This window comes from Salmonella sp. 741265050_HSA, from assembly GCF_046569445.1.
GTDB lineage: Bacteria > Pseudomonadota > Gammaproteobacteria > Enterobacterales > Enterobacteriaceae > Salmonella > Salmonella enterica.
Map to the genome: position 1 here is coordinate 19,332 of NZ_JBKFSV010000009.1, position 23,423 is coordinate 42,754.

Sequence of the window (23,423 nt, forward strand, 5' to 3'; positions counted from 1 at the left end):
GTGCATTAATTAACGGCTGTCGTTGTTGATTCGCTCTGTACGACAGGTTTGAAACGGTTAGCAATAATGGTGGTAAGGCAGGTCATCGCCATTGTGGCAATCATTACGATGGCCATCTGGAGCGCATTGCTGGATAAGAACGGTGAGGCGAAAGCCGGAACATAGGCCACGCCTTTGACGTTAAAAAAGCCCAGCATCATGCCGCCCATTCCGGCCCAAAAAATGGCGGAGCCAAAAACAATTTTGTTGGCGAACATGAAGGGATAGGCGGATTCAACAAAGGTGCCAAAGCCCAGGTTAATGAGCAGGCCCGGCGTAGCAACGGCAGCTTCGCTTTTTTCACGCGGGGCGATCACATTGGCAAGGTTAATACCTGCGGCCACCATCACCAGACCGACCATATCGACCGCGCCGAGGAAGCTGACGCCGGATTTTTCCATCTCCAGCAGCACCAACGGCAGGATCACCGCGTGATAGACGCCGCCGAGAATGGCAGGCCAGATAACCAGACCAGCCAGCAGCCCGGCAAGAATTGGGCTGAATGCCAGCGTGCTTTCGATAGCCAGTTTGATGTAATTACCCGCAGATAGCGCCAGCGGACTCAGCAGATAGTGCATGATTAACCCAGCGGCAAGGCCCGATATCCCACCGGCGACGATGTTGACGGTAGTCATTGGGAAGCGCCAGTTCAGGCACAGCTCGAACAGCCAACGGACGAAAATCCCCGCCATTACACCGCCGATAATGCCGCCGATAAGACCGCCCTCTACGGAAAGCACGCCAGCGACGACTCCGGCCACAATTGAAACTTCATCCAGTTCGGAAATCTGTTTTGCCGCCAGTACCGCGACTAACACCGGCAGACCTTTTAGTAATATTTCAAAGATATCGTTAAGTTTTTCCAGTCCTGGTATGTGGCTCAGGGCGAGTACAATCGCCATGGCGATAAAGCCTGGTAGCGCAGGGATCATGATGCTACGAATGTTAAAACGTTTGAGCAGGCTTTTTCCGGAACCGCTCTGCGAGGGCGAAGCGCTACCCAACTGTGGTTTGTACTTGATACCCCAATGTTTACACAGTGACGCCACGAAGGAGACGGCGCGGGTACGGCTGGTGGTGCCGGTTGTTCCGGAGGTCGCGACCACATTCGCCCCCTTTGCCGCCACCAGCGCCATGGAGGTTCCCCCGGTGCCGACAATCGGTGTTTTCATCTCAACGGCGGCGGCAAAAACGGCCTGGTTCGCCTTTACCGGATCGGCGCTCATTACCACGATCCCATCGATCTCACCGCAGCGGATCATCTCAGCGATTTGGCGATCGCTTTCTACTACCGAGGTGTTTACCTCCGAAAGTTTGCCCTGAAATATGCGCTGTGGTTTTTGTTGGTTTTCTGTGGTTAATGCATAAACCGATGCCGGGGTATCCGGTTTGGCGACGTCCATCGAGGCTTCTGCCGCGATAAACTGTACGGCGGCCACATTTACGCCCGCAGCCTCACACTGCTGATAAATCTCCTGGAGTAACTTCTCTGGCTCGGCGCCACCCAGGTTGTAGAGGTTGCCTCCACTGCTTCCAATAATCGCAATTTTTTTCATAGCGGCCTCAAATAGGGTAAGGGGGTTATCTGTGTTGTAGTGCAATCATAATTCCAACTAAAACAAAATAAAGCAACAATGGAAAAGTGGGCTTATACCAAAAGATATCAATTTTTAAATGTAACTCATTAAAATATAATGATTAATTTATGTTTTTGCTTTGTGTTGTTTTGTGTGGTTTTGTGACGAGGTTCAAAATGGGGAGTGCATAAATAGGGGAAAGTTGCCCATGTTGATGGGACGAGTAGGGTATTGCGGATTCCTGAGCAGTATTCCGCCGGCAGCGCCTGGCGCGGGAACCGCCGGATGACGCGCTTGCGTCGCCATCCGGCAACGTATTGCGCTGATAGCGCTCACCTGCTGTCGTGCCAGGGCGATTTATTCAAATAAGTTCTGATGCAGCTTTTGCACCACTTTCTCGGCATCGTCTCCCGGCACGAGGAAGCACAGATTGTGGCTGGAGGCGCCGTAACAAATCATGCGAATGTTGAACGGTTCCAGGACGCCAAACACTTCTTTACCAACACCGCAGGCTTTTGACAGGTTGTTGCCAATCAGCGCGACCAGCGCCAGTCCTTCTTCGACTTCGACCCGACACAGCGCGGAAAGCTCCATCAATAAGGATTGGGTCAGTAACGTATCGCCCGTGGAGGTGGAGCCGGTAGTATCCAGCGTCAGCGCAACGCTCACCTCCGAAGTGGTAATCAGATCTACCGAAATATTATGCCGCGCCAGAATGCCGAACACCTCTGCCAGGAAACCTCGTGAATGCAGCATATTCAGGCTGTGCAGCGTCAATAGCGTTTGATTGCGGCGCAGCGCCAGCGCGCGGAACAGCGGCGGGTTTTGGGTTTTATTGCACACCAGCGTACCGCCCGCTTGCGGATCTTTACTGGATCCAACGAAGACCGGGATATCGCTACGCACGGCCGGGAGTAAGGTGGCTGGATGCAGTACTTTTGCGCCGAAGGTTGCCATCTCCGCCGCTTCTTCAAAGTCGATTTCATCAATTCGCTGCGCGACGGGCACTACGCGCGGGTCGGTGGTGTAAATACCGGGCACATCTGTCCAGATATCAACCCGCGCGGCGTGGAGCGCTTCAGCCAGCAACGCTGCCGTATAGTCGCTGCCGCCGCGGCCTAATGTCGTGGTGCGGCCTTTGCTTTCACTGCCGATAAAGCCCTGAGTAATGACCAACGTTTCGTTCAGGCGCGGGAGCAACTGCTGCGCGGCCAGTTCCGCAAGCGCTGCGACGTCCGGTTCCGCACGACCAAAGCGATCGCTGGTACGCATCACTTTGCGCACGTCGAACCAGTGGGCCTGTACGTCGCGTTCACGCAGGATCTCAACAAATAGCAGGGTAGACATCAGCTCGCCGTGGCTGACCAGTTCATCGGTCAGGGCTGCCGATGTCGCCAGCGATGCCGCCTCCGCCAGAATAGTAATGTTTTCCAGCAGGCGTTCAATCTCTTCGCGAATGACATTCGGATGACGCAGACGATCAAGGATATCGAACTGGATTTTACGGATGGCGTCGAGCGTAGCGAAACGTTCGCCAGGCTCCATCCCTTCGGCCAGCGCCACCAGCAGATTAGTGATGCCGGCAGACGCGGAAAGCACGACTAAACGAACATTGGCGTCGGAAAGTACGATATCCGCGCTACGGTTCATGGCGTCAAAATCAGCGACGCTGGTACCGCCAAATTTGGAAACAACGATCTCTGTCATATCAACCTCGTGTCAGGAAATGAAAAACGCGACCATGGCACAAGGGCAGAACAGAAACCGGTGCAGGCGCAAATGCAAGTAACGTATTTATAAATAAAAGTTGTGGCCTGGACTGTCAACGTTGGGATTATGCGGATTTTTTATGCTGAGTTTAGGCTCAGTAACAGCGCTTATAACCCCGATACCCGTTTGTAGGAATGTTGGCTTATCTATGCGCCCGGCGACTCACCCATTTGCCGCCTTTCTGCACCTCGAATTATTTAGGGTATATACTTTTTATCCTCATTCGACAGTGCCTGGGGCAACGGCACTAAAACAATCACACTTTTCTGTGACTGGCGTTACAATCGATCCCAGTCACAATTCTCAAATCAGAAGAGTATTGCTAATGAAAAACATCAATCCAACGCAGACTTCTGCCTGGCAGGCGCTCCAGAAACACTACGATGAAATGAAAGACGTTACGATCGCTGAGCTTTTCGCGAACGATAGCGACCGTTTCGCTAAATTTTCCGCGACGTTTGACGATCTGATGCTGGTGGATTTCTCCAAAAACCGCATCACCGAAGAGACGCTGGCAAAATTACAGGATCTGGCGAAAGAGACCGATCTGGCCGGCGCGATTAAATCCATGTTCTCCGGCGAGAAGATCAACCGCACCGAAGACCGCGCCGTGCTGCACGTGGCGCTGCGTAACCGTAGCAATACGCCGATCATTGTGGACGGCAAAGATGTGATGCCGGAAGTGAACGCCGTGCTTGAGAAGATGAAAACTTTCTCGCAAGCGATTATCTCCGGTCAGTGGAAAGGCTACACCGGTAAGGCCATCACCGACGTGGTGAACATCGGTATCGGTGGTTCCGACCTCGGCCCGTTCATGGTGACCGAAGCGCTGCGTCCGTATAAAAATCATCTGACTATGCACTTCGTCTCTAACGTTGATGGTACCCACATCGCTGAAGTGCTGAAAAAAGTGAACCCGGAAACGACTCTGTTCCTGGTGGCGTCGAAAACCTTCACCACGCAGGAAACCATGACCAACGCCCACAGCGCGCGCGACTGGTTCCTGAAAACTGCAGGCGATGAAAAACACGTGGCGAAACACTTTGCTGCGCTCTCCACCAACGCCAAAGCGGTCGGCGAATTTGGTATCGACACGGCCAATATGTTCGAGTTCTGGGACTGGGTCGGCGGTCGTTACTCGCTGTGGTCTGCCATCGGGCTATCCATTATTCTGTCCGTCGGTTTCGACAACTTTGTCGAGCTGCTTTCCGGCGCACACGCGATGGACAAGCATTTCTCCACCACTCCGGCGGAGAAAAACCTACCCGTTCTGCTGGCGTTGATTGGCATCTGGTACAACAATTTCTTCGGCGCGGAAACCGAAGCCATTCTGCCGTACGACCAGTATATGCACCGTTTCGCCGCCTACTTCCAGCAGGGCAACATGGAATCCAACGGTAAATACGTTGACCGTAACGGCAACGCCGTGGATTACCAGACAGGCCCAATTATCTGGGGCGAACCAGGCACCAACGGTCAGCACGCGTTTTATCAATTGATTCACCAGGGTACTAAAATGGTGCCGTGTGACTTTATCGCCCCGGCTATCACCCATAACCCGCTATCCGATCATCATCAGAAGCTGCTGTCTAACTTCTTCGCGCAGACCGAAGCGCTGGCGTTTGGTAAATCCCGCGAGGTGGTTGAGCAGGAATATCGCGATCAGGGTAAAGATCCGGCGCAGCTTGAACACGTTGTGCCATTCAAAGTGTTTGAAGGCAACCGCCCGACCAACTCTATCCTGCTGCGTGAAATTACGCCGTTCAGCCTGGGTGCGCTGATTGCGTTGTATGAGCATAAAATCTTTACGCAGGGCGTCATCCTGAACATCTTTACTTTCGACCAGTGGGGCGTTGAGTTGGGTAAACAGTTAGCTAACCGTATTCTGCCGGAGCTGGGCGATGATAAAGCTATTTCGTCCCATGATAGCTCTACCAACGGTCTGATTAACCGTTATAAAGCCTGGCGCGCCTGATGGCGCTGCGCTTATCCGGTCTACGTAATGCATAGCGTCTGTAGGCCGGATAAGGCGTTTCGCCGCCATCCGGCAAAAAGAGAATAAGATAATAAAAAGGCCGATATTCACATCGGCTTTTTTTATAAGATAATTCCGCTTGTCCGTCTTTATCCCCACAATTTTATATTGAGCTTAATCCTAAAATAAGCAATAACCAGAAAATCACTCTGCGTTATTTTCAGATTATACGGATGACGATGTCTTTTGGTTTAATTTTAACTTATTGATTTTATTTGTTTGTTAATTAAATGATGTAGGCGTTACTTCTTTAAAGTTTAATTATCCTAAAACCTCGCTGTTATTTCTCTCGGACATAATCCGCCTGCTTTGGTTGTGTATACTCGGTAGCGCCCGAAATTCTTTTGGGTAAATCTCCATTCATTCAATGAAGGGAAATTATGATGAAAAAAGTACTGTATGGCATTTTTGCCATAACCGCGCTTGCGGCGACATCTGTCTCGGCAGCCCCCGTTCAGGTGGGTGAAGCGGCAGGGTCGGCAGCGACGTCGGTATCGGCGGGAAGCTCCTCCGCTACCAGCGTTAGCACCGTAAGTTCGGCGGTGGGCGTCGCGTTAGCGGCAACCGGCGGCGGCGATGGTTCCAATACCGGAACCACGACCACCACGACCACCAGTACCCAGTAGTATCGGTACGTTTAACCATAACCACACTCCGGTGTGGTTATTTTGCCCCTCTGGAGAAGCGTCGTGAAGCGACTCGCACTTATCCTGATTTGCCTGCTATTACAGGCGTGTTCGGCCACTACTAAAGGCCTGGGCGATTCACTGTGGGACAGTTTGTTCGGTACGCCAGGCGTACAGCTAACGGATGACGATATTCAAAACATGCCGTATGCCAGCCAGTACATGCAGCTTAACGGCGGTCCTCAGCTGTTTGTGGTGCTCGCTTTCTCGGAAAACGGGCAGCAGAAATGGGTGACGCAGGATGGCGCGACGATCGTGACGCAGCATGGCCGTCTGGTCAAAACGCTGCTTAGCGGCGACAACCTGATCGATGTGAATAATCTGGCGGCCGACCCGCTGGCGAAACCAGGACAGATTATCGATGGTGCGACCTGGACTCGCACCCTGGGCTGGACCGAACATCGCCAGGTGCGTTACGCCACCGCCCGTTCCGTTTTTACATGGCGAGGGACCGATAGCGTTAGCGTCGGCAGTGAAGAGACCGCCGTGCGGGTGCTGGATGAAGAAGTGACGACCGATCAAACGCGTTGGTGTAATCGCTACTGGGTTGATAGCGAAGGCCAAATTCGCCAGACGGAACAGTATCTGGGCGCGAATTACTTTCCGGTGAAAACCACGCTGATTAAGGCGGCAAAATCATGATGAAAAGGACGATAAGCGCGCTGGCGCTGGTCTTTATCGCGTCATCCGTCTTTGCCAGCGGCACTGTTACCGTTTTTACCCAGGGTAATAGCGAGCCTAAAACGCTGACAGACGCTGAGCGTCTGCTCGATTTAGTCGGACAGCCGCGCCTGGCAACGAGCTGGTGGCCTGCGGCGGTGATAGGCGAAGAACAGGCGACCGTGACGGCGCGTCAGCAGCAACAGGAACTTCTCGGGCGACTGGCGGCGCTCAGCGCTGAGGAAGATGGCGATGCGGCGGCGGCGATAAACACACTGCGCCGACAGATTCAGGCGCTGAAGGTGACGGGCAGACAATTCGTGAATCTTGATCCTGACGTGGTGCGGGTGAGCGAACGAGGTAACCCGCCGCTGCAAGGTCACTACACGCTCTGGGTCGGGCCGCAACCCACGCAGGTGACGCTCTTTGGCTTGATTAGCCAGCCGGGCAGCCAGCCGTTCGTCCCTGGGCGGGACGTCGCCAGTTATCTCGAGGGTCAGCGCTTACTCAGCGGCGCGGATCGTAGCTATGCCTGGGTGGTTTACCCTGATGGACGCAGCCAAAAAGCGCCGGTGGCTTACTGGAATAAACGTCATATCGAGCCAATGCCCGGCAGCATTATTTTTGTCGGTTTTGCCGATTCCCTTTGGCGCGGCACGCCGGAGGCGATAAATGCCGACATTCTTCATACCCTGACGCAGCGGATACCGGAATAATGAAAAAAACACATCTGCTCAGCGTGCTGGCGCTGGGTATTAGCGCGGCCTGCCATGCCGAAACATATCTAGCCCCTGTTGGGCCTTCACAATCTGACTTTGGCGGCGTGGGCCTGCTGCAAACGCCGACAGCGCGTATGGCGCGTGAAGGGGAGATGAGCCTGAACTATCGCGATAACGATCAGTACCGCTACTACTCGGCTTCGGTTCAGCTTTTCCCGTGGCTGGAAACCACGTTGCGCTATACCGATGTCCGTACGAAAAAGTACAGCAGCGTGGAATCATTCTCCGGCGACCAGACTTACAAAGATAAAGCGTTTGATGTGAAACTGCGGTTGTGGGAAGAGAGTTACTGGATGCCGCAGGTGGCGGTTGGCGCGCGCGATATCGGCGGGACGGGGCTGTTTGATGCGGAATATATTGTAGCGAGTAAGGCCTGGGGGCCGTTTGATTTTTCATTAGGTCTCGGCTGGGGCTATCTTGGCACCAGCGGCAATGTGTCTAATCCTTTCTGTTCGTATAGTGATAAATTCTGTTCGCGTGATAACAGCTATAAAGAGGCAGGTTCCGTTGACGGTAGCGATATGTTTCACGGCCCGGCCTCGCTGTTTGGCGGCGTGGAATACCAGACCCCGTGGCAACCGCTACGCCTGAAGCTGGAGTATGAAGGCAATAACTATCAGCAGGATTTTGCGGGTAAACTGGAGCAGAAGAGCAAGTTTAACGTCGGCGCCATTTACCGCGTCACCGATTGGGCCGACGTTAACCTCAGCTACGAGCGCGGCAACACCTTTATGTTTGGCGTTACGCTGCGCACCAATTTCAACGATTTACGTCCCGCGTATCATGACAATTCACGCCCGCAATACCGACCACAGCCGCAGGATGCCATCCTGCAACATTCGGTAGTGGCTAATCAATTAACGTTATTGAAATATAATGCCGGTCTGGCGGACCCGAAAATCCAGGTCAAAGGCGATACGCTGTACGTTACTGGCGAACAGGTGAAGTACCGCGACTCCCGTGAAGGGATCGTGCGCGCTAACCGGATCGTCATGAACGATCTGCCGGAGGGGATCCGCACGATCCGCGTGACGGAAAACCGCCTTAATCTGCCGCAGGTCACCACTGAAACCGATGTCGCCAGCCTGAAACGCCATCTGGAAGGCGAACCGCTGGGACATGAAACCCCGCTGGTGCAAAAACGCGTGGAGCCGATCGTGCCAGAGAGTACTGAACAGGGTTGGTATATCGACAAGTCGCGCGTTGATTTTCATCTTGATCCCGTGCTGAATCAGTCGGTAGGCGGCCCGGAAAACTTCTATATGTATCAGTTTGGCGTAATGGGAACTGCGGATCTGTGGGTCACGGATCATCTGCTCACCACGGGCAGCGTGTTTGCCAATATCGCCAACAACTACGACAAATTTAACTACACCAATCCGCCGAAGGATTCACATCTGCCGCGGGTGCGTACGCATGTCCGTGAGTATGTGCAGAATGATGTTTATGTGAATAACCTACAGGCCAACTACTTCCAGTATTTTGGCAATGGTTTCTATGGGCAGGTCTACGGTGGTTATCTGGAGACCATGTTTGGCGGTGCCGGGGCGGAAGTCCTGTATCGCCCGGTAGACAGCAATTGGGCGTTTGGTCTGGATGCCAACTACGTGAAACAGCGTGACTGGCGTAGCGCGCAGGATATGATGAAGTTTACCGATTACAGCGTGAAGACCGGACATTTGACCGCATACTGGACGCCGTCGTTCGCCCAGGATGTGCTGGTGAAAGCCAGCGTTGGTCAGTATCTGGCGGGCGATAAAGGCGGTACGCTGGAGATCGCCAAACGCTTCGATAGCGGCGTCGTTGTCGGCGGTTACGCGACGATTACCGATGCGTCGCCGGATGAATATGGGGAAGGGGATTTTACCAAAGGCGTATATGTTTCCGTGCCGCTGGATCTCTTCTCGTCCGGCCCAACCCGAAGTCGTGCGGCAATTGGCTGGACGCCGCTGACGCGTGACGGTGGTCAACAGCTTGGGCGTAAGTTTGGCCTGTATGATATGACCAGTGACAGGAGCGTAAATTTCCGTTAATACTCAGGCCGGATAAGGCGTTCACAGCGCTATCCGGCAAATTATCTTATTGAACAAAATATAAACATAAATAAAAAATATAGATGCTCGTCACATTTGTGCGTTATACAGAAACCTCGCCGCAGAGAAAGAGGGGGCTGTTATGATGCCATTATCGCGCTCACGTCTTGAGTTTATCGCCACGATTTTACAAAACGTACTAAATTTGGGGCTGCTTACCCTCGGTCTGATCCTGGTCGTTTTTCTCGGTAAAGAAACGGTGCATCTGGCGGATGCATTATTCGTGCCTGAGCAAGCCAGCAAATATGAACTGGTGGAAGGGCTGGTGATCTACTTTCTTTATTTCGAATTTATTGCGCTGATTGTGAAGTACTTTAAGTCTGGCCTTCACTTTCCGCTGCGCTATTTCGTGTACATTGGGATCACGGCGATTGTGCGCCTGATCATTGTCGATCATAAAACGCCAATGGATGTATTACTCTATTCGGCGGCGATCCTCCTGTTGGTTATCACGTTGTGGTTATGTAATTCGAACCGACTACGGCGAGAATAGGCGTCGCCACACCGTAACGGACGTACGGCGTGTCAATAAATTAGCCTCTGTCTATAACGCATAAAAAAAGCGCTCCGAAGAGCGCCAAAATACGACCATAAGTGGGGATAACATAAGTTGAGGGCAGTGGCATTGCCCGTTGCCGGGCAGGTACTTCGATAAGACTTAACCTTTCACACCCCCTGCCGTCAGGCCGTTGACCAGCCAACGTTGCGCCAACAGAAACACCAGGGTGATAGGAATAGCGGAAAGGACGGCGGCGGCGGCAAAGTCGCCCCACAAATAGTTTTGCGGGTTGAGATATTGCTGCATACCCACGGCCAGCGTATAGCTGTCCACATCGCGCAGTAACAACGAGGCGACCGGAACTTCGGTAATCGCCGCGATGAACGACAGGATAAACACCACCGCCAGAATCGGTACGGAAAGCGGCAGCAGCACCAGGCGAAATGCCTGCCACGGGGTTGCGCCATCCAGCGCGGCGGCCTCTTCCAGCGAGCTGTCGATAGTTTCGAAGTAGCCTTTAATCGTCCAGACATGCAGCGCAATGCCGCCAAGATAGGCGAAGATCACGCCGCCATGCGTATTCAGACCGATAAATGGAATGTATTGTCCCAGGCGGTCAAATAACGCATACAGCGCCACCAGAGACAAAACCGCCGGAAACATCTGGAAAATCAGCATCCCCTTGAGCAGTGTTGCTTTACCTGGAAAACGCATTCGTGCGAAAGCGTAGGCGCAGGTGGTGGAGAGCGCCACGATGCCGATGGCGGTAATACCGGCGATTTTCACCGAGTTCCACAGCCACAGCAGGACCGGGAAGGGAGGCGGCGTTACCCGACCATCCGCATGTTCCACGCTGAAACCCAGCGCCAGCCGCCAGTGTTCCCAGGAGATTTTGTCCGGGATCAGGCTTCCGGTGGCGAAGTTCCCTTCACGTAGCGAGATAGCGATGACCATCAGCAGTGGGAACATGATCGCCGCGATGAAAATCAGCAGCCCCAGGTGCGTGATGAAGAGACGCAGTTTCTGAGATTTGGGTTGGACCATAGCCATTGTTATTATCTCCCTTAATCAAACTTCATACGCGTGGCTTTCAGGTTCACTATTGCCAGCGCGCCTACCAGCAGGAAGATCAGCGTGGCAATGGCCGCCGCCAGACCGAAGTCCTGACCGCCGCCGCCTTCAAAGGCGATACGGTAGGTGTAGCTGACGAGCAGATCGGTATAACCGGCAGGCGTGGTGGTGCCGAGACGGTCTGGCCCGCCGTTGGTCAATAACTGAATCAGGACAAAGTTATTAAAGTTAAAGGCGAAGCTGGCGATCATCAGCGGCGTTAGCGGCTTAATCAGCAGCGGTAAGGTGATCTTAAAGAAATTCTGAAATGGACCGGCGCCGTCCATTGCGGAGGCTTCGTACAGGTCATCCGGAATCGCTTTCAGCAGCCCCATACACAGGATCATCATGTAGGGATAGCCCAGCCAGGTATTCACGATAATCACCATTGCCCGCGCGGTGTTGGGGTCGCTGAACCAGGCAGGTTTAATGCCGAACAGCGCGCTCAGCATCATATTGATTTCACCAAAGCTTTGGTTGAATAACCCTTTGAAAATCAAAATTGAAATAAACGACGGTACGGCGTAGGGCAGAATCAGCAGGACGCGGTAGATAGCTTTACCTTTCAGCGCTTCCCACTGTACGAGGCAGGCCAATACCATCCCAACCGCCACGGTTAACACCACAGTGAGGACCGAAAAGACCACGGTCCAGACGAAGATAGCGAAAAAGGGCTTCTGGATCCCTTCGTCGGTAAAGACGCGCGTAAAGTTTTTCGCGCCGATAGTAACGGTATAACCAGGACTGAGTTTTTCATCACCCCAGCTTCCGTCGGCGTTGATCGACTGATAATAACCGCTATCGTTGTTTGGCCGGTATTTTACGCCGCTCTGGTTATTGGTCAGCAGGCCGTCATCAGCCAGTGTGTACAGCGGACGAGTACCGGAAAACTGACGTAGCGAGCTCATAATTACTTTACTTTCATCCGGCAGGACGGCGGTTATCTGGTTCAGCGCCAGACGGTTCTGGGTGATTATCCGCAGATTGGCGCGTTCGCCGCCCGGTAGGGCATCGGTCTCTTTCAGCTGTAATTTTTGTTCGCCGCCGAAGGAAAATGCGTCAGACAGGTAATGTTTGCCCGTTTCTCCGTCGGTGAGGGCCAGTTGCCACTCGTCGCCGGCCGGGTAAAGACCGAAGTTATAGGTTTTTCCTGCCTGATAAGAACGGTCCATCAGCACTTGCTGGGCGCGTTCAAAGGTGAGCTGGTTGGTGCTGCTGTAGTTAGTAAAGGCGATGGCGATGGTGCACACCAGCGGGAATAGCACAAACAGCCCCATGCCGGCGAGGCCAGGGTAAACGTAGCGCCAGGCGTAGGTTTTACGATTTGCGAAAATATACAGGCCAGCAGAGCTTAAAATCAGCGTCATGATGGCGAACAGATACTCCCCTTGTACGTACATTAAAACTACAAGGTAACCCACCAGCAGGCCCAGCAGACCAATTACTGACCATTTAAGCTGGTCGCTTTGCCACCAGTGTTTCTTTTTAATGACATCCATGGGGGTTTTCCTCTACAGCGTTGAAACTTCCTGGCCGGAGATGTGCCTGATGGCGCAGCGCTTATCAGGCCTACGGTGTGTTGTAGGCCGGATAAGGCATTTATGCCGCCATCCGGCACAGGCTCACGGCATTACTTGGTGATACGGCTTTGTGCATCTTTCAGCGCGGCATCCACGGTTTGACGGCCGCTGGCGGCGTTGATCACAGCCGTACGTACCGCATACCAGAAGGCGGACATTTGCGGAATATTCGGCATGATCTCGCCTTTCTGGGCGTTATCCATGGTGGCGGCGATACGGGGGTCTTTCGCTAACTGCTCCTGGAAAGATTTCAGCGCCACGGCGCCCAGCGGTTTATCTTTGTTCACCGCTTCCAGACCCTGATCGGTCAGCAGGTAGTTTTCGAGGAACTCTTTCGCCAGCTCTTTATTCGGGCTGGCAGCGTTAATCCCCGCGCTCAGCACGCCGACGAACGGTTTCGAGGGTTTACCTTTGAAGGTCGGCAGCAGGGTGACACCGTAGTTGACTTTGCTCTTGTCGATGTTCGACCATGCCCACGGACCGTTGATGGTCATTGCCGTTTCGCCTTTATTGAAGGCTGCTTCGGCGATGGAGTAATCGGTATCGGCGCTCATATTTTTGTTCTTGATCATATCGATCAGGAAAGTCAGGCCCGCTTTCGCGCCGGCGTTGTCGACGCCAACGTCTTTCACGTCATACTTGCCGTTTTCAAATTTGAACGCGTAACCGCCGTCAGCGGCGATCAAAGGCCAGGTGAAATACGGCTCTTGCAGGTTGAACATTATCGCCGACTTCCCTTTCGCTTTTAGTTCTTTATCCAGCGCCGGGATCTCTTCCCAGGTTTTCGGCGGGTTCGGGACGAGGTCTTTGTTATAAATCAGGGAGAGGGCTTCAACGGCGATGGGGTAGGCGATCAGCTTGCCGTTATAACGTACCGCATCCCAGGTAAACGGATAGAGTTTGTCCTGAAACGCTTTATCCGGAGTGACCTCCGCCAGCAGACCAGACTGCGCGTAGCCGCCAAAACGGTCGTGCGCCCAGAAGATAATGTCAGGACCGTCGCCGGTGGCTGCCACCTGCGGGAATTTCTCTTCCAGCTTATCCGGGTGCTCAACGGTCACTTTAATGCCGGTGTCTTGCTCAAATTTTTTACCGACCTCGGCCAGACCGTTATAGCCCTTGTCGCCGTTGATCCAGATAACCAGTTTACCTTCTTCAATTTTGGCGAGAGCCGGGGCGGAAATCATCATCGTCGTAAGTGCGGATAATGCGAGGATGCCTACGCCAGTTTTAATCTTCATATCTCCCATCCTTTTTGGTGATGTACACAGAGGTGGTTTAACGGTCTCTAGTTTCTTTATACGACAACCTCTTTCCATCCTCCCCGCCCCTACGCCCCACCCCGGCTTTATGTGATCTGTGTTACATAAATGTGAGTAATGCGTGCTGGCGCACATAAAAACACGCCGATTTTTGCGGGCGGCATCACGAAATTCCTTTTCTGCCCGCACCCGTGGTCTCAGGCGCTGTGTCCTCATCCTCCCGCCTCCTCCCCCATAAAAAAGCCGGGGGGTGGAGGATTTACCCCAGTCAGGGATCGCGCATAGTCAGGCCATCATGAATGTTGCTGTCAATGACAGGTTGTAACGAAGGGAGAAAGGCATGGCGAGCGTACAGCTACGAAATGTAACGAAAGCCTGGGGTGACGTGGTGGTATCGAAAGATATTAACCTCGATATCCATGACGGGGAGTTCGTGGTGTTTGTCGGACCGTCAGGCTGTGGTAAATCGACCTTGCTGCGTATGATCGCCGGGCTTGAAACCATCACCAGTGGCGACCTGTTTATCGGGGAAACCCGTATGAATGATATCCCGCCTGCCGAGCGCGGCGTGGGCATGGTATTCCAGTCTTATGCGCTCTATCCCCATCTCTCCGTTGCAGAAAACATGTCTTTCGGCCTCAAGCTGGCGGGCGCCAAAAAAGAGGTAATGAATCAACGCGTCAACCAGGTGGCGGAAGTGCTGCAACTGGCGCATCTGCTGGAACGTAAGCCAAAAGCGCTTTCCGGCGGGCAGCGTCAGCGCGTAGCGATTGGCCGCACGCTGGTGGCGGAGCCGCGTGTGTTTTTGCTGGATGAACCGCTCTCTAACCTGGACGCCGCGCTGCGCGTGCAGATGCGTATTGAAATTTCTCGCCTGCATAAACGTCTGGGCCGCACGATGATTTACGTCACCCACGATCAGGTCGAGGCGATGACGCTGGCCGACAAAATCGTGGTGCTGGACGCCGGTCGCGTCGCGCAGGTCGGTAAGCCGCTGGAGCTGTACCACTATCCGGCGGACCGCTTTGTCGCGGGCTTCATCGGCTCGCCGAAGATGAACTTCCTGCCGGTGAAAGTGACCGCCACCGCGATTGAACAAGTCCAGGTCGAACTGCCGAATCGCCAGCAAATCTGGCTGCCGGTCGAAAGTCGCGGCGTGCAGGTCGGCGCCAATATGTCTTTAGGCATTCGGCCGGAACACCTGCTGCCGAGCGATATCGCCGATGTCACCCTGGAAGGTGAAGTCCAGGTTGTCGAGCAGTTAGGGCACGAAACACAAATTCATATCCAGATCCCCGCCATCCGTCAAAACCTGGTTTATCGCCAGAATGACGTGGTGTTGGTAGAAGAGGGCGCCACATTCGCTATCGGCCTGCCGCCAGAGCGCTGTCATCTGTTCCGCGAGGATGGCAGCGCATGTCGTCGTCTGCATCAAGAGCCGGGTGTTTAAGGCCTCCATAAAAAAACGAAACGCAAAACCATTCGCAGTTTTAGAAGGTGGCAGCGTTTAAAGAAAAGCAATGATCTCAGGAGATAGAATGATGATTACTCTGCGCAAACTCCCTCTGGCGGTTGCTGTCGCTGCGGGCGTCATGTCCGCTCAGGCAATGGCTGTCGATTTCCACGGTTACGCCCGTTCCGGTATTGGCTGGACGGGAAGCGGCGGCGAACAACAGTGTTTCCAGGCAACGGGTGCCCAAAGTAAATACCGTCTTGGTAACGAATGTGAAACCTATGCGGAACTGAAACTGGGCCAGGAAGTGTGGAAAGAGGGCGATAAGAGCTTCTATTTCGACACCAACGTCGCCTATTCGGTTAACCAGCAGAACGACTGGGAATCGACCGATCCCGCCTTCCGCGAAGCGAACGTGCAGGGTAAAAACCTGATTGAATGGCTGCCGGGCTCTACCATCTGGGCCGGTAAGCGCTTCTATCAGCGTCATGACGTACACATGATCGACTTCTACTACTGGGATATTTCAGGTCCTGGCGCGGGTATCGAAAATATCGATCTGGGCTTCGGTAAGCTTTCGCTGGCGGCGACCCGGTCTACTGAAGCGGGCGGCTCTTACACCTTCAGCAGCCAGAATATTTATGATGAAGTAAAAGATACCGCTAACGACGTCTTTGACGTACGTCTGGCTGGTCTGCAAACGAACCCGGACGGCGTACTGGAGCTGGGCGTTGATTACGGCCGCGCCAATACGACCGATGGTTATAAGCTGGCTGATGGGGCATCGAAAGACGGCTGGATGTTCACCGCCGAACACACGCAAAGCATGTTGAAAGGCTATAACAAGTTTGTCGTGCAATATGCCACCGATGCCATGACCACGCAGGGTAAAGGCCAGGCGCGCGGTTCCGACGGTTCTTCATCTTTCACTGAAGAATTGCCTGATGGAACCAAAATTAATTATGCCAATAAGGTCATCAATAATAATGGCGATATGTGGCGTATTTTGGATCATGGCGCCATCTCGCTTGGTGATAAATGGGATTTGATGTACGTCGGTATGTACCAGAATATCGATTGGGATAATAACCTGGGTACTGAGTGGTGGACCGTGGGCGTACGTCCAATGTACAAGTGGACGCCAATCATGAGTACCCTGCTGGAAGTCGGCTACGACAACGTGAAATCTCAGCAGACCGGCGATCGTAACAATCAATATAAAATCACCCTGGCGCAACAGTGGCAGGCGGGCGACAGCATCTGGTCGCGTCCGGCTATCCGTATTTTCGCCACCTACGCGAAATGGGATGAGAAGTGGGGCTATATCAAAGACGGCGATAACATTTCCCGTTATGCCGCAGCGACTAACTCCGGCATTTCCACCAACAGCCGTGGCGATAGCGATGAGTGGACCTTCGGCGCCCAGATGGAAATCTGGTGGTAATACGATGGTCATCTGACGTAACGAGGGGCGCAAGCCCCTCTGAAACATCAGGTCTGATGATGCTTGTAAGCCGAATAAGGCGCCAGCCGCCATTCGGCGATATGTTTGGGTTGGCGCGCTATTGCCTGGCTACCGCTGAACCCGCCTTATTGAGGTGAGAATAATGAAAATGAAGAAAAGTCTCGTCGCCCTCTGTTTAACCGCAGGGCTGTTCGCCAGCGTGCCGGGTATCAGCCTGGCGGAAGTGAACTATGTACCGCAAAATACCAGCGCCGCGCCCGCTATTCCTGCTGCCGCGCTACAGCAATTAACCTGGACGCCTGTAGATCAGTCAAAAACGCAGTCTACCCAACTGGCGACTGGCGGCCAGCGCCTTGACGTCGCCGGCATTACCGGCCCGGTCGCCGCTTATAGCGTTCCGGCGAATATCGGCGAGCTGACATTAACTCTGACCAGCGAGGTCAATAAGCAAGCCAGCGTTTTTGCGCCAAACGTGTTGATTCTTGACCAAAATATGATGCCTTCGGCGTTCTTCCCCAGCAGTTACTTTACTTATCAGCAGCCGGGCGTCATGAGCGCAGACCGGCTGGAAGGCGTGATGCGCCTGACGCCTGCGTTGGGGCAGCAGAAACTCTATGTTCTGGTGTTTACGACCGAAAAAGATCTTCAGCAAACCACTACGCTGCTCGATCCGGCAAAAGCCTATGCCAAAGGCGTCGGTAACTCTATCCCGGATATTCCCGATCCAGTTGCTCGCCATACCACTGACGGCGTGGTGAAACTGAAGGTAAAAACCAACAGCAGCTCCAGCGTATTGGTCGGGCCGTTGTTTGGCTCGTCCGGTACCGGGCCGGTAACGGTAGGCAATACCGCCGCGCCGGTCGCTGCGCCAGCGCCAGTCGCGCCGAAGAAAAGCGAACCGATGTTGAACGATACGGAAAGCTACTTTAATAAAGCGATTAAGGATGCCGTAGCGAAAGGCGACGTCGATAAAGCGCTGAAACTGCTTGATGAGGCCGAACGTCTGGGATCGACATCTGCCCGTTCCACCTTTATCAGCAGTGTAAAAGGCAAGGGGTAATTGTTTCCCCACAGTGCTGATTTTGCAGCAACTGGTGCGTCTCCTGGCGCACCTTTTTTTATCATTTCATGCGAATTTGTTATTTTTTTGTTGCGCAACAGATCACTTAATTGTGATTGCGCCCCCCGTAATGTCTTTTCTGAGATACAATGACTTTAGGTTATGAATCGGAGAGTAAGGCATGTCACACCCTGCGTTAACGCAACTGCGTGCGCTGCGCTATTTTGATGCGATTCCTGCGCTTGAACCCCATTTGCTGGACTGGCTGTTGCTGGAAGATTCTATGACTAAACGTTTTGAGCAGCAGGGAAAGCGGGTAAGCGTGACGCTGATTCGGGAAGCGTTTGTCGGCCAAAGTGAGGTCGAGGAAGCATCAGGTTTACTGCCATCCGAGTCCCGCTACTGGTTACGTGAGATACTGCTTTGCGCTGACGGCGAGCCCTGGCTTGCCGGACGTACCGTGGTACCGGAATCCACGCTGTGCGGACCTGAACAGGTCTTACAACATCTGGGTAAAACCCCGCTTGGACGTTATCTATTTACATCATCGACACTGACCCGCGATTTTATTGAAATTGGACGCGATGCAACGCTGTGGGGGCGCCGCTCTCGACTGCGGTTGAGCGGAAAACCGCTGTTGCTTACCGAGCTTTTTTTACCTGCATCGCCGCTGTACTGAGAGGAAGATAAAGATGGAGTGGAGTCTGACGCAGAGTAAGCTGCTGGCGTTTCACCGTTTGATGCGTACAGATAAGCCTATTGGCGCGTTGCTGCTGCTCTGGCCGACGCTTTGGGCGCTATGGGTGGCGACGCCGGGTATGCCTCAGCTGTGGATTTTGGCAGTTTTTGTCGCTGGCGTGTGGTTAATGCGCGCGGCGGGCTGCGTGGTGAATGATTACGCCGATCGTAAATTTGACGGACATGTAAAACGTACGGTCAACCGGCCTTTACCCAGCGGCGCCGTGACAGAGAAAGAAGCGCGCAACCTGTTTGTGGTGCTGGTGCTGCTGGCGTTTCTGTTGGTGCTGACGCTGAACGCCATGACGATTCTGCTTTCCGTGGCGGCGCTGGCGTTGGCCTGGGTTTATCCCTTTATGAAACGCTACACCCACCTGCCGCAGGTCGTGCTGGGGGCCGCTTTCGGCTGGTCAATCCCCATGGCGTTCGCCGCGGTGAGCGAATCCCTGCCGTTGAGCTGCTGGCTGATGTTCCTCGCCAATATTCTCTGGGCGGTGGCTTACGATACGCAATATGCGATGGTCGACAGAGATGATGATATCAAGATAGGCATTAAATCGACTGCGATCCTGTTTGGTCGTTATGACACATTGATTATCGGGATTCTGCAGCTTGGCGTCATGGCGTTAATGGCGCTGATCGGCTGGTTGAATGGTCTGGGATGGGGATATTACTGGGCTGTGCTGGTGGCGGGCGCGCTGTTTGTCTACCAGCAAAAACTGATTGCGAACCGTGAGCGTGAAGCCTGCTTTAAAGCCTTTATGAACAATAACTACGTTGGCCTGGTGCTATTTTTAGGGCTGGCGATGAGTTACTGGCACTTCTGATGTCATGCCGGGCGAATCCGGCCTGCAAAGCCAAAATTTTCAATACGTCATATCAGTCGCCCGATGAGCTTACGCCATCGGGCATTTCAGGCACTGGCTTACTCGCCCTGCGTCGCGCTTTCAATCGTCAGACGGACATCAGAGGTAATCAGATCGGCAAGCATCTGATATATCTTCATCGTTTCTGCCGGTTCGGCATCGCCCGTATCACTGATATAACCCTCATCCCGTAGCGTCAACACGAGTGAACTGAACACCGCTTTGTCGAAAAACTCCGGCGCGTTAATACCGTGCAGGACAGACAGACGTTGCGCCACGGTACGGCTTTCTTTCTCCAGCGTACTGCGGTTGATGGACGGATTGGCGCTCAATAGCCAGAACGTAATGGCATAACGCTGTAGCGTTTCACGCGCGCCTGCCGCCAGCAGTTGCAGCGTACGGGAATGCGCCGGGTTGATATGCAGTTCATCATCCTGCAGGGTAATTAGCCCCTGACGCTGCATTTCACTGGCCAGCGCGTCGATGACCGAGGCTAACTCCTCGCGCTCCCAGCGCAGGAACAGCTCCGCTTTTAACATCGGATAGAGCGCTTCAACATGCTGCTGCAACGCATCACGCGAAATGCGACGATGCTGGGTGATAATCGCCGCCATCAGCGAAGGCATAATCAACATATGCGCGATATTGTTACGATAGTAGGTCATCAACACCGCCTGCTCGCGCGGCAGGATGATGATATCGCCAATGGTGTCTTTCTCGACCTCAAACTTATTCATCTGCAGCGCGTGAGCGATGAGCTCGCCAGCGCTGGCGGCAGGAACGGTTGAGTCTGTGGAATAGGGGACATTGCGCATCAGATCGAGATAGCAATCAAGCTGCTCGGTGAGCTGCTCGCGGGTGAGCGAGCGCTGACGCGACGCTAACAGCGCGGTACAACACAGGTTCATCGCGTTTGCCGCGCCAGCGTTGTTAATACGCACCATCAGATCGGCGGCGATACTATTTACCGTCGGCGTCAGCCAGGCTGGGCGTATGGCCTCTATAGGGTCGATAGATTCGCGCCACTCCGGCACATGCTGGTTCAGGTACGTCATGAGCGGCATCGGTTCGCCAAAGTTAACGTAGCCCTGACCCAGATTGCGCAGCTTGCTCAAGCCTTTCAGCATCTGCGGCAGGCTCTCTTTCTCTTTTGTCGCGCCGCGCAGTTCTTTCGCATAGGTGCCCACTTCCATGACGTGCTCATAGCCGATGTAAATAGGCACTAACGTAATTGGACGGGTACCGCCGCGCAGCATCGCCTGGATAGTCATCGACAGGGTGCCGGTTTTCGGGTCTAACAAACGTCCGGTACGCGAACGTCCTCCTTCGACAAAATACTCAACCGAGTAACCGCGGCTGAACAGCTCGCCCAGGTATTCGCGAAAGACGGTGGAATAGAGTTTATTCCCCTTAAAGGTGCGACGAATAAAGAACGCGCCCAGACGACGGAAAATCGGGCCAGCGGGCCAGAAATTAAGGTTAATACCGGCGGCAATGTGCGGCGGAACCAGTCCCTGATGGTACAGCACATAAGAAAGGAGCAAGTAGTCCATATGGCTGCGGTGACAGGGTACATAGACGATTTCATGCCCGTCGTGCGCCAGTTGGCGTACGCGCTCGGCGTTATGCACGTTAATCCCCTGGTACAGTCGGTTCCAGGTAAACCCCAAAATCCTGTCGGTCAAACGAATCATCTCGTAAGAAAAGTTCGCCGCGATCTCTTCCATCAGCGCAATGGCGTTTTGCTGCGCTTTTTCATGAGAGATTTTCTTACTGCGCGCTTCGTCTTCTACCGCGCGGGCGATCGCTTTCGAGGCCAGCAGTTTGTTAAACAGATCCTGACGGGCGGGCAGGCGTGGGCCAACCGCCGCCAGGCGCTGGCGAGCAAAGTGCATACGCGCCACGCGAGCCAGCTTCTGCGCGATGATTTTATCGGTGCCGTGTTCATCAGCCATGCGACGCAATGAGACGGACGGCGAGAATCGGACAAAGCTATCGCGACCCAGCCAGGAGATGGCAAAGAATTTCTGTACGCCGTTCAGCATACGTAAAGGCGGGTTATCTTCTCCCTTTTCACGACCCGGCGCGCGGCCAAACATCACGGAAACGGGCACCATCTGCACGTCCAAAGCCGGATTACTCCGATGCAGATCGAGATAATCGTGAAAAAGTTTCACCGACTCTTCTTTTGGCGTGTAATAGGTAAAGACACGCGGTCCGCCGTGAATAAATACATAGCGTGGCAGCAGCGCGCCGTCGATCTCCAGCGGCTCCAGCGGATCCGGGAGATCGTGCGCCAGACATTGCGCCCGCAGCGTCAGTAAGTCCGCTTTTGAGTTGTATGGCAAGACATACATAATGGGGCGAGAAGTATCGAGCCCCAATTCCTGGGCGGGTTCCGCCGGAATAGACTTGCTTTTTACCAGTATGCTTAATGGTAAATTCAGTAATTTGTAGTAAATTCGTGGCCAGCCGGACATAAACGATGTAAAGCCTCTGGTTAATAATGCAAATGCGGTGCAAGGATATCAGAAAGTTTAGCGAATTTCTGTTGTATCCCGTCATACTTCGCGCTGCGTTACGGCAGTCCGAATCGTGCAGGGCAACCGTATAATGTCATTGACGTTAATAATGTAAAAAGGTTCTTTTGATGGCCAATAATACCACTGGATTCACCAGAATTATCAAAGCGGCAGGATATTCCTGGAAAGGATTTCGCGCCGCATGGACTCACGAAGCGGCGTTTCGCCAGGAAAGTATCGCGGTATTGCTGGGCGTCATCATCGCCTGCTGGCTGGATGTGGATGCGATTACCCGTGTGTTATTGATAGGTTCCGTTTTACTTATCATGATTGTTGAAATCCTCAACAGCGCTATTGAAGCGGTCGTGGACCGCATCGGTTCTGAATACCATGAGCTTTCCGGCCGTGCGAAAGATATGGGATCGGCTGCGGTGCTACTGTCTATTTTCGTTGCCCTGATGACCTGGGGCATCCTGTTATGGTCACATTTTCGATAAAGGTTCCAAATTTTATAAATCTCTTGTTTTTTGCGCCGTTTGTGGTTCCAAAATCACCTTTAACTGTATATACTCACAGCATGACTGTATATACACCCAGGGGGCGGAATGAAAGCGTTAACGGCCAGGCAACAAGAGGTGTTTGATCTCATCCGGGATCACATCAGCCAGACAGGTATGCCACCGACGCGTGCGGAAATCGCGCAGCGTTTGGGGTTCCGTTCCCCAAACGCGGCGGAAGAACACCTTAAAGCGCTGGCGCGCAAAGGGGTGCTTGAAATCGTTTCCGGCGCATCGCGAGGTATCCGTCTGTTACAGGAAGAAGAGGACGGATTACCGCTTGTCGGGCGTGTCGCGGCGGGTGAACCGCTTCTGGCGCAGCAGCATATTGAAGGCCATTACCAGGTCGATCCTTCGCTGTTCAAACCCAGCGCCGATTTCCTGCTGCGCGTGAGCGGTATGTCGATGAAAGACATCGGTATTATGGATGGGGATTTGCTGGCGGTACATAAAACGCAGGACGTCCGTAATGGCCAGGTGGTTGTCGCTCGCATTGATGATGAAGTGACAGTAAAACGCCTGAAAAAGCAGGGCAATAAAGTGGAGCTGCTGCCGGAAAACAGCGAGTTTACACCGATAGTGGTGGATCTGCGCGAACAAAGCTTTACGATTGAAGGGCTGGCGGTAGGCGTCATTCGCAACGGGGAATGGTTGTAGTCTCTTTTTAATCTC

Annotated in this window: 19 protein-coding genes and 1 pseudogene; 14 read left to right on the forward strand and 6 right to left on the reverse strand. The window is 53.5% G+C overall.

Features of this window, described 5'->3' with window-relative positions:
- Positions 1 to 5: 5 nt before the first annotated feature.
- Both ACLD4F_RS15245 and lysC read right to left on the reverse strand, forming a co-directional pair.
- Positions 6 to 1,595, reverse strand: a complete 1,590-nt coding sequence (locus ACLD4F_RS15245) for a PTS sugar transporter (RefSeq protein ID WP_000716847.1) — start codon at positions 1,593 to 1,595, stop codon at positions 6 to 8.
- Between the two features lie 378 nt (positions 1,596 to 1,973).
- Positions 1,974 to 3,323 (reverse strand): lysine-sensitive aspartokinase 3, encoded by a 1,350-nt coding sequence (gene lysC / locus ACLD4F_RS15250; protein WP_000136392.1) that lies wholly within the window; start codon positions 3,321 to 3,323, stop codon positions 1,974 to 1,976.
- Positions 3,324 to 3,711: 388 nt separating this feature from the next.
- Between lysC and pgi the strand changes: the two genes are divergently transcribed.
- The 6 genes from pgi (at position 3,712) to psiE (ending at position 10,132) form a co-directional block, all read left to right on the forward strand.
- Positions 3,712 to 5,361: a glucose-6-phosphate isomerase gene (pgi, locus tag ACLD4F_RS15255; RefSeq protein WP_024797331.1), complete on the forward strand. Its 1,650-nt coding sequence runs from the start codon at positions 3,712 to 3,714 to the stop codon at positions 5,359 to 5,361.
- A 443-nt stretch (positions 5,362 to 5,804) separates the two neighbouring features.
- Positions 5,805 to 6,047, forward strand: a complete 243-nt coding sequence (gene yjbE / locus ACLD4F_RS15260; RefSeq protein WP_001541297.1) for an exopolysaccharide production protein YjbE — start codon at positions 5,805 to 5,807, stop codon at positions 6,045 to 6,047.
- Positions 6,048 to 6,110: 63 nt separating this feature from the next.
- Positions 6,111 to 6,749, forward strand: coding sequence for a YjbF family lipoprotein (locus ACLD4F_RS15265; RefSeq protein WP_023238018.1), 639 nt, complete (start codon positions 6,111 to 6,113; stop codon positions 6,747 to 6,749).
- On the forward strand, positions 6,746 to 7,483 hold the full coding sequence (locus ACLD4F_RS15270; RefSeq protein ID WP_076727770.1) for a capsule biosynthesis GfcC family protein: 738 nt from the start codon (positions 6,746 to 6,748) through the stop codon (positions 7,481 to 7,483). Before ACLD4F_RS15265 ends, ACLD4F_RS15270 begins: the two co-directional genes overlap by 4 nt.
- Positions 7,483 to 9,579, forward strand: coding sequence for a YjbH domain-containing protein (locus tag ACLD4F_RS15275; protein WP_058331889.1), 2,097 nt, complete (start codon positions 7,483 to 7,485; stop codon positions 9,577 to 9,579). Before ACLD4F_RS15270 ends, ACLD4F_RS15275 begins: the two co-directional genes overlap by 1 nt.
- Positions 9,580 to 9,721: 142 nt before the next feature.
- The gene (gene psiE, locus ACLD4F_RS15280) at positions 9,722 to 10,132 is read left to right on the forward strand and encodes a phosphate-starvation-inducible protein PsiE (RefSeq protein ID WP_000982752.1); all 411 of its coding nucleotides are present in this window, start codon (positions 9,722 to 9,724) and stop codon (positions 10,130 to 10,132) included.
- Between the two features lie 165 nt (positions 10,133 to 10,297).
- Here the strand turns inward: psiE and malG are convergent, their stop codons facing one another.
- Both malG and malF read right to left on the reverse strand, forming a co-directional pair.
- Positions 10,298 to 11,188: a maltose ABC transporter permease MalG gene (malG, locus tag ACLD4F_RS15285; RefSeq protein WP_001252081.1), complete on the reverse strand. Its 891-nt coding sequence runs from the start codon at positions 11,186 to 11,188 to the stop codon at positions 10,298 to 10,300.
- 14 nt (positions 11,189 to 11,202) lie between these two features.
- Complete coding sequence (malF, locus tag ACLD4F_RS15290; RefSeq protein WP_000382565.1) at positions 11,203 to 12,747, reverse strand: maltose ABC transporter permease MalF; 1,545 nt, start codon at positions 12,745 to 12,747, stop codon at positions 11,203 to 11,205.
- Between the two features lie 42 nt (positions 12,748 to 12,789).
- On the opposite strand from malF, the pseudogene ACLD4F_RS15295 reads away from it, so the two are divergent.
- Positions 12,790 to 12,930 (forward strand): annotated as a pseudogene (locus tag ACLD4F_RS15295) (hypothetical protein); the annotation flags it as partial.
- On the opposite strand, the gene malE reads toward ACLD4F_RS15295, so the two are convergent.
- The gene (gene malE / locus ACLD4F_RS15300; protein WP_000695415.1) at positions 12,879 to 14,069 is read right to left on the reverse strand and encodes a maltose/maltodextrin ABC transporter substrate-binding protein MalE; all 1,191 of its coding nucleotides are present in this window, start codon (positions 14,067 to 14,069) and stop codon (positions 12,879 to 12,881) included. The pseudogene ACLD4F_RS15295 and the gene malE sit on opposite strands and share 52 nt — an antisense overlap.
- A 361-nt stretch (positions 14,070 to 14,430) precedes the next feature.
- Between malE and malK the strand changes: the two genes are divergently transcribed.
- From malK to ubiA, 5 genes are all read left to right on the forward strand, one after another.
- Positions 14,431 to 15,540 (forward strand): maltose/maltodextrin ABC transporter ATP-binding protein MalK, encoded by a 1,110-nt coding sequence (malK, locus tag ACLD4F_RS15305; protein WP_000179176.1) that lies wholly within the window; start codon positions 14,431 to 14,433, stop codon positions 15,538 to 15,540.
- Positions 15,541 to 15,628: 88 nt separating this feature from the next.
- Positions 15,629 to 16,987: a maltoporin gene (locus tag ACLD4F_RS15310; RefSeq protein WP_000973642.1), complete on the forward strand. Its 1,359-nt coding sequence runs from the start codon at positions 15,629 to 15,631 to the stop codon at positions 16,985 to 16,987.
- 163 nt (positions 16,988 to 17,150) lie between these two features.
- Entirely contained in the window at positions 17,151 to 18,068 is a 918-nt protein-coding gene (gene malM / locus ACLD4F_RS15315; protein ID WP_079944712.1) for a maltose operon protein MalM, read from the forward strand.
- A gap of 181 nt (positions 18,069 to 18,249) precedes the next feature.
- Complete coding sequence (ubiC, locus tag ACLD4F_RS15320) at positions 18,250 to 18,747, forward strand: chorismate lyase (protein ID WP_000019219.1); 498 nt, start codon at positions 18,250 to 18,252, stop codon at positions 18,745 to 18,747.
- A 13-nt stretch (positions 18,748 to 18,760) separates the two neighbouring features.
- Positions 18,761 to 19,633 (forward strand): 4-hydroxybenzoate octaprenyltransferase, encoded by an 873-nt coding sequence (gene ubiA, locus ACLD4F_RS15325; RefSeq protein WP_000455249.1) that lies wholly within the window; start codon positions 18,761 to 18,763, stop codon positions 19,631 to 19,633.
- Between the two features lie 98 nt (positions 19,634 to 19,731).
- Here the strand turns inward: ubiA and plsB are convergent, their stop codons facing one another.
- Positions 19,732 to 22,152 carry a glycerol-3-phosphate 1-O-acyltransferase PlsB gene (plsB, locus tag ACLD4F_RS15330; protein WP_000017357.1) on the reverse strand — a complete coding sequence of 807 codons (2,421 nt, stop codon included), beginning with the start codon at positions 22,150 to 22,152 and terminating at the stop codon, positions 19,732 to 19,734.
- A gap of 170 nt (positions 22,153 to 22,322) precedes the next feature.
- Between plsB and ACLD4F_RS15335 the strand changes: the two genes are divergently transcribed.
- Together ACLD4F_RS15335 and lexA are read left to right on the forward strand one after the other, a co-directional pair.
- On the forward strand, positions 22,323 to 22,691 hold the full coding sequence (locus tag ACLD4F_RS15335; RefSeq protein WP_000002900.1) for a diacylglycerol kinase: 369 nt from the start codon (positions 22,323 to 22,325) through the stop codon (positions 22,689 to 22,691).
- A gap of 108 nt (positions 22,692 to 22,799) precedes the next feature.
- Complete coding sequence (gene lexA, locus ACLD4F_RS15340) at positions 22,800 to 23,408, forward strand: transcriptional repressor LexA (protein WP_000646079.1); 609 nt, start codon at positions 22,800 to 22,802, stop codon at positions 23,406 to 23,408.
- Positions 23,409 to 23,423 lie beyond the last annotated feature (15 nt).

Coding starts and splice junctions, on each gene's coding strand:
- ACLD4F_RS15245 (WP_000716847.1), bottom strand. CDS start 1,595: ATGAAAAAAATTGCGATTATTGGAAGCAGTGGAGGCAACCTCTACAAC.
- lysC (WP_000136392.1), bottom strand. CDS start 3,323: ATGACAGAGATCGTTGTTTCCAAATTTGGCGGTACCAGCGTCGCTGAT.
- pgi (WP_024797331.1), top strand. CDS start 3,712: ATGAAAAACATCAATCCAACGCAGACTTCTGCCTGGCAGGCGCTCCAG.
- yjbE (WP_001541297.1), top strand. CDS start 5,805: ATGAAAAAAGTACTGTATGGCATTTTTGCCATAACCGCGCTTGCGGCG.
- ACLD4F_RS15270 (WP_076727770.1), top strand. CDS start 6,746: ATGATGAAAAGGACGATAAGCGCGCTGGCGCTGGTCTTTATCGCGTCA.
- ACLD4F_RS15275 (WP_058331889.1), top strand. CDS start 7,483: ATGAAAAAAACACATCTGCTCAGCGTGCTGGCGCTGGGTATTAGCGCG.
- psiE (WP_000982752.1), top strand. CDS start 9,722: ATGATGCCATTATCGCGCTCACGTCTTGAGTTTATCGCCACGATTTTA.
- malG (WP_001252081.1), bottom strand. CDS start 11,188: ATGGCTATGGTCCAACCCAAATCTCAGAAACTGCGTCTCTTCATCACG.
- malF (WP_000382565.1), bottom strand. CDS start 12,747: ATGGATGTCATTAAAAAGAAACACTGGTGGCAAAGCGACCAGCTTAAA.
- malE (WP_000695415.1), bottom strand. CDS start 14,069: ATGAAGATTAAAACTGGCGTAGGCATCCTCGCATTATCCGCACTTACG.
- malK (WP_000179176.1), top strand. CDS start 14,431: ATGGCGAGCGTACAGCTACGAAATGTAACGAAAGCCTGGGGTGACGTG.
- ACLD4F_RS15310 (WP_000973642.1), top strand. CDS start 15,629: ATGATGATTACTCTGCGCAAACTCCCTCTGGCGGTTGCTGTCGCTGCG.
- malM (WP_079944712.1), top strand. CDS start 17,151: ATGAAAATGAAGAAAAGTCTCGTCGCCCTCTGTTTAACCGCAGGGCTG.
- ubiC (WP_000019219.1), top strand. CDS start 18,250: ATGTCACACCCTGCGTTAACGCAACTGCGTGCGCTGCGCTATTTTGAT.
- ubiA (WP_000455249.1), top strand. CDS start 18,761: ATGGAGTGGAGTCTGACGCAGAGTAAGCTGCTGGCGTTTCACCGTTTG.
- plsB (WP_000017357.1), bottom strand. CDS start 22,152: ATGTCCGGCTGGCCACGAATTTACTACAAATTACTGAATTTACCATTA.
- ACLD4F_RS15335 (WP_000002900.1), top strand. CDS start 22,323: ATGGCCAATAATACCACTGGATTCACCAGAATTATCAAAGCGGCAGGA.
- lexA (WP_000646079.1), top strand. CDS start 22,800: ATGAAAGCGTTAACGGCCAGGCAACAAGAGGTGTTTGATCTCATCCGG.